The sequence below is a fragment of the Nocardia sp. 852002-20019_SCH5090214 genome, from assembly GCF_001665865.1.
In the GTDB taxonomy this organism is placed as follows: Bacteria; Actinomycetota; Actinomycetes; order Mycobacteriales; family Mycobacteriaceae; genus Nocardia; species Nocardia nova.
In genome coordinates, this window is record NZ_LZMK01000463.1 from 1 (window position 1) to 1,388 (window position 1,388).

Genomic DNA, 1,388 nt, shown 5'->3' on the forward strand with positions numbered 1-1,388 from the left:
GGCGAGGATCTCACCGACCTCACTGACCATCCCGGAGGCGAGCTCGGACGCGACGGCGGCGACACGGCCCTGGTCGATGCGCTGTTTGCTGCGTTCGTCGGCGAACAGCAATTCCGGGATGTCTTTTCGGCTTTGGAAGCGTCCGGCGTCGACGTCGTCGACAATCGTGACGAGCTGGCTGCGCTCGATGTCGGCCAGGCCGTGCTGGAGTGTGGCGACCGCGACGATCTCGTCGCCCCGCTCGCGCAGCCGCTCGATGGTCGCGGCGGTTTCGTCACCGACACCCCAGGTTTCGGGGGACTCGTTCGAGATGTCGTTTTCGGCGAGGTAGTCCGCGGTCGCGCGCAGGTCCTCGACATCACCGGCGAGCAGTGAGAGTTGTTCGGTGAGTTTGTCGCGGTCGGCGTAGCCGGGCCAGAGCTGCAGGTCCGGGTACTGTCCGTCGCGGATCGCTTTGCCGACCTCACGGACACGGGCCTGGTCCTCAGCGGTCATCACCGCGATCTCGGCGGCCATCTGCTTGGCCGTGACGTGGCCTTCGTCGAATCCGGCCAGCAGCTCCGGGATGCGGCCGCGGGCTTCCTCTCCGGGATCGACGAACACCGGGGAGGTGAGCAGGTCGATGTTGCGGGTGTCTCCGGTGAGGTAGTCGACGACGAAGTCGACGCGGGTGCGGTCGTCTGTGGTGAGGCCGGCCGCATCCAGATCGGTGTCGAGCTGCGCGCGCCGCTGCTCGGCAGACGACAACGCGTAGGTGGGGGCTTCGTCGAGGCTTTCCCCGCGCCACCGCAGCAGTGCCTGCCCGACAACGGGTTTGGCTTCCGGGGCCAGTGGCAGGTCCTCGATGATCCCGATGGCCGCGCTCTGGCGTGCGAACAGCGCCGCCGCCTGCGCGCGGCTCTGGGCTCCGATTGCGTCGAAGTCGGGATCGATGCCGACCTGCATCTGCTCGGTGTCGATGTTCACGCCCCACTGGTGGGCGAAGGCGTCGCACAGTTCGGTCAGTTTCTGGTCCGCGATCTCGGAGGTGTCGTGCCAGGTCAGCGCGTCGGCCAGCGCGGAGGTCAGCGCCCACTGGTTGTCCCACACGATCTGTTCCAGCCGGTCCTCGGCGGCCCCGATCTGGTTGCCGACGGCGATCTCGAACAGTTCGATCGCGGCGGGTCCGTGTTCGCGGGCCTGGTCGTCGTCGCGCTGGAGCCGGGTGCGCGTGTGGCGGGCCTGGTTGACCCCGGCGATGGCCAGCACGTGGGCGATGCGCTGGGCGTAGCCGGTCGGCACACCGAGCTGCCAGGTCGCGGCGTCGCGGATGGTGGTGTCGGACATGGTGATTGCCTCCTCATGGGCGGTGGTGGTTTCCGGGATTGATGTCCAGCCCGGAGGTGCAG

At 68.2% G+C, this 1,388-nt stretch carries 1 pseudogene; it reads right to left on the reverse strand.

Annotated features, from left to right (window positions below):
* Nucleotides 1-1,326, reverse strand: a pseudogene (locus tag A5780_RS38735) (hypothetical protein); the annotation flags it as partial.
* Between the last annotated feature and the right edge of the window lie 62 nt (nucleotides 1,327-1,388).